Here is a 4,503-nt window from a genome sequence, read left to right as displayed (position 1 = left end):
ACCACAGAAACACACACAAAACCACAGAAAAACACAACCCCATATACATGTAGACCCTGAAAAAATTGTAAAAATAGGTGTAATATACGATCCCTGCAACCTACACTGCAGGAGACAAAACAGCACCACAACAAGAATAGACTACACAGCAACTAAACCCGACTACAGTCCACTCCACCCCTACTCCACCATGGAACAAGCCACCATCACAGCCCCCTGCAGGCCCCAGGGCACCTGATGATGGGGATGACACTCACCCTGCATGGAATCACTATCATCACACTACAGTTTTACTCCACCCTGCCACCCCAAAATTTTTTGTATTTTTTTGTATTTCTTTGTATTTTTTTGTATTTCTTTGTATTTTTTTGTATTTCTTTGATGTTACAGGACTTGATGGGGGAACCCAGTCCCAGGGTGGATTTTATTTTGATTTTTTTAGATTTTTTTCTATCTTTTTCTATCAGGTGTGATGGTTCAACCCTCCCAAAATTCCCAAAATTATTAATCCATGGAGGATATAGATATTTACACATGAAGATTGATGATAACAGGGTTTTAGAGTTCAACCTGGAAGAACTAATAGGATTTGACCCTAATGAACCACTAATAGACTTTTGCCTTGAAGACCTCCCAGTATTTGATGACCTTGAATGCCCCGACCTTAAGGAACTCTTAGAGTTTAACCTTGATGACATCCCAGAGTTCAAACCTGAAGACCTTAAGGGGTTACTTGAAGGCTTTGGTGATTTGGATCTTGAGGGTTTTGTTGACTTCCACATTCCACCCAACAAGGACATTGAATTATAATTCACAGGCCACCATAGTAATAGTAATCATAAAGGGCCTTATCCCCAAGGGACAGGTACCTGCAGGCCCTCCTTTTATCCTTGAATCTCTTGAGGGCCCTTCGAAGTGTCAGTCTCCTTGTCTCCTCAACCTTAACCTGTGATGCCAACTGAACATACTCCTCACCTGCAGGGCCGAGGATGAGCCTGTAATGATCATCGTATTCCAGGAAACCCTCAGCCAATGCAATCCCCAGGATTTCCATCACAGTCCCCATATCTTCCCCCGAGAGGTGGTGGATTTCATCTGTGAATTCCTTTGTATTCGGATCCCTCCCGAGGGGTGCGAGGTTACTCATAGCCGATATGATCAGATCCCTCCAACCCTCAGGGACACGGTTTGAAGTTGCTAAGGAGAGGGGCATAATGGATCACCCACCCTGCATATCCTCTATCTCCCGCCGAACATCACCCAATTCCTTCGCATACTCGACAATCTTCTCCTTACCCACTGGTTTCCTCATTAGAGTTGAGAGCACCCCTCCCAGTTCCTCAAGGAGTTCCAGCTTCTCCCCGGCACTGATACTCTTGTCCTCGAGTTTCTTTTTCAGGGTGATCCTCCTCTCCTCAAGGTTCTCTGGTGTGTCTGGTGGGATCCTCGCCTCAAGTTCACCTATCCTCGAGTCATCACCCCGTGCCATTGCATCCATGTACTCATCCCGCAGATCACCACCCACACCAGAGTAATAATTTTTTTTGTGGAAACATGTCATTTCATTGGAGGCCTTAGAGCCATTATTTTCACTGTTTACCCTATTCCCCACTATTGACCCGGCCCTGGTCAACACCAAATCATGCTTATCTCCGTGATTGGAGGATTCTCCACCTGTTTCCAGGGGGTGTTTCCCATTTCCCAGTATGGTATACACTGGGTTGCAGGTCACATCAGAGGGTGTCTGCAGGTTGTCATGGATGAAGACCCTGACATCGACAATGAATTCAACAACATCCTCATGTGTCTCCATGGGATTAGTATTATTATCAAGCCATTCTTGTATTAAATTGTCCTGTATGTTACTTTGAATTTGGGAAACACCTAAGAACATACTATGGAATATGGTTTTTTTCCAAATCCGAGTATTCTCCACTGTTCCCAAGCCTTGGTCAACACTGGGGAACAGGGTAAATTCAGATTCTGAGGGTTCTCCACCATTTTTGAGTTGGAGGTGTTTCCCAACAATACCTGGGGTGAGGTATATCAGTGATGGTGATTTAGGATTCTCAGGTTCCAATGGCTTGATAGTAACAAGACCCTTATCCTCTAAGCCCTCGATGTCTCTGTCTTTGTCATGCCTCCCCTTAACCCACCGATATATTGTTGATTTACTCAACCCAAGCCTCTCAGCGAGACCCCTATAAGTTGGAAGTTCAGGAGCATCCTCAAAGATTGAACCAGTATGCTGTTTATATAACTCATCAGAGTATTCTGGTAGGGATTTGAGGAATTTCTCCTGTTTCCTGTCCAACTTATACCTTTGGAGGGTGTCTATGGACATCCACAACTCCAATGCATCCCTCAGGTCATCCTCAGTGCCGATGATAATGTCATGGCCATTTTCACGGACATAACTCCCCTCCCTCCTCCTCTTATGTTGCCTGTACCATGTCACGGCCTTCACAAGTCCAACTATGTGCTTGATGTCCCTGTTACTATACCCTCGCAGGTCGAGTAGGTGGAGGTAGGGGTTGTAAACCCTGACATCATCCTCTATCAATCGCTCATAGACTGCCCTGATGACCTCGTAGGCCTCCATGATCCTCTTATCATCCATCACTGACCCTGAGATAGCCTCCTCTTTGATCTTCTCCTTCACAAATCTGCTGTGATCCTCATCCTCCACTGGGTTATTGTAGAGTAGCCTGTCATTGAGTTCATTATCATGGATGTCCCTCGCCCTTGTGAATATCGCCAAGCCCTCCCCTGGGATCTCCAGTTTCAGGGCCTCCTGATCCTTCACGGTGTGGTGTTCCTTCTCTGGGAGGATGTTATCTGTGATGGTCTTGGAGATCGCTATGATCTCATCATTCAACTCAATATCATCAAATACGAAGATATTGTAGTCTTCACGGAGGATGCCAGTCTCTGATGCGTAGAATAAGTATTTAGGTGATGCTGATCTGAGGATGTGCACATACCTCTCAGGGACTGCGAGTACTGTCTTCAATACAAGGTCTGTTTTACCTGAACCTGTGGAGCCCCTCAGTGCCTGGTGGACTGGTGGGGTGTCCCTGAGGAATAGGGTGCCGATGGATAATAGGAGTAATTTCACGGCCTTCTCATCACCATAATGAGCCTCCCCTATGACTCTGGTGATGGATTCGAGGATGTCGATGCTGTCATCATTGATTAACTGGTCAGCGTAGGCTTGTATCTTCTCAGGGTAGTCCTTGAATGATTGGGGTTCAATAGCATCCCCTCCTGGGTGGAGCATCTCACCTGCGAGGAGGATGTGCTGGATTAACTCGAGGACACCCTCAGGGGTCTTGTTATCATCATGGAACCCTCCCCTGAGGAGGATGTTTATATCATCCTCTGTGAATGTGTCCCCTATGATTTTGAGGGCTTCATCAGGGTCTTTATCCTCTGATATGATCTCGTAGAGGTTGCTGGTTTTACCTGTGGCTGTGTGGATTGGTTTACTCTTCTTGATGAACAGGTACTCGTAGAGGTCTCTGTCCCTGTATTTCTGGCCTATTAATTCAAAATCAGCGTGTTTAATGTGTAGGGTTATTGATCGCTCAAAATGTTTATATTCCTTCTTTGACATACTATTCATTGTAGTTCACCTCCTTTGGTGGATCGTAGTTCACCTCCTTTGGTGGATCGTAGTTCACCTCTATAGGGGTGGTTCTGTGGGGTGGGTGGTTGTGGTTGCCACTCATCTTATCAACTCCTTCTTATTGTCCTCTGCCTGCTGGAGGTATTTCTCTCTCAGGTCAACCTCCTGCAGGTAGTGTTTAAGGGCATCCCTCATGACACACCCAACAGACACAAACCTACCAGTCTTGAGGGATTCAACCCTTAAATCCTGCAGTTTCAAGTATTCCTCTATACCTATCTCGACTGTTATCGCCTTTTTATCCAAGGTGATCACCCCTTTTGTTTTTGGTGTCACCCTGCAGAACCGAGGAGATTAACAAATTTTATATGCCCTATTAGTCATAGAATAAGCCAGGGCTTTACAACCCTATGCAGGGTACCATTCTGCAATGTACCCCTACATTTTCTGCAGGGTGACTGTGTTGGTGGGGTTTTGGTGTGCGGTATTTCCACCCCACTCAACAACATGCTTTTTCATAACTATTTCTTGTTGTTCTTGCTATTAAAACTTAGCCCAGACCGTAAAAACATGTATTATTTTTTCTTATATTATCTTACAGGGAATGCGATTTTCTGCAAAACCGTAAAACCATAAAAAGAGTTAAAAAGGCTTTCCCACACCCACCCACCAGTGGGATACAGGTGGGTACATGTGGATATATGTGGGTACAGGTGGGATTATGGCCTGTCAACCCACAGGATCATAGACTTGTTCATAGTATCCCCCATGGCAGATACAACCGCAAACCAGCACTATACGGGTACAGGGCTGATAAAACAACCCCACAACGCTGACAATAAATGTAATAATTCTTCCTGTCGAACCGGAACCTT

3 protein-coding genes and 1 pseudogene are annotated in these 4,503 nt (G+C 45.4%); all 4 read right to left on the bottom strand.

Annotated elements, in window-relative coordinates:
- Window positions 1-384 precede the first annotated feature (384 nt).
- A pseudogene (locus tag H5T41_10690) lies at window positions 385-800 on the bottom strand (hypothetical protein).
- Window positions 801-811: 11 nt separating this feature from the next.
- Window positions 812-1,213, bottom strand: coding sequence for a hypothetical protein (locus H5T41_10685; protein ID MBC7109226.1), 402 nt, complete (start codon window positions 1,211-1,213; stop codon window positions 812-814).
- 6 nt (window positions 1,214-1,219) lie between these two features.
- Window positions 1,220-3,625 (bottom strand): hypothetical protein, encoded by a 2,406-nt coding sequence (locus tag H5T41_10680; protein MBC7109225.1) that lies wholly within the window; start codon window positions 3,623-3,625, stop codon window positions 1,220-1,222.
- Window positions 3,626-3,727: 102 nt separating this feature from the next.
- Window positions 3,728-3,934: a hypothetical protein gene (locus tag H5T41_10675; protein MBC7109224.1), complete on the bottom strand. Its 207-nt coding sequence runs from the start codon at window positions 3,932-3,934 to the stop codon at window positions 3,728-3,730.
- Between the last annotated feature and the right edge of the window lie 569 nt (window positions 3,935-4,503).

The organism is Methanomassiliicoccales archaeon (assembly GCA_014361295.1).
GTDB lineage: Archaea > Thermoplasmatota > Thermoplasmata > Methanomassiliicoccales > JACIVX01 > JACIVX01.
The sequence above is the reverse complement of the archived record's forward strand: the minus strand, read 5'-3'. Positions and strand labels throughout refer to the sequence as shown.

Bases quoted from the DNA above. Each gene is read 5' to 3' on its own strand.
- H5T41_10685 (MBC7109226.1), bottom strand. From the start codon at position 1,213: ATGCCCCTCTCCTTAGCAACTTCAAACCGTGTCCCTGAGGGTTGGAGG.
- H5T41_10680 (MBC7109225.1), bottom strand. From the start codon at position 3,625: ATGAATAGTATGTCAAAGAAGGAATATAAACATTTTGAGCGATCAATA.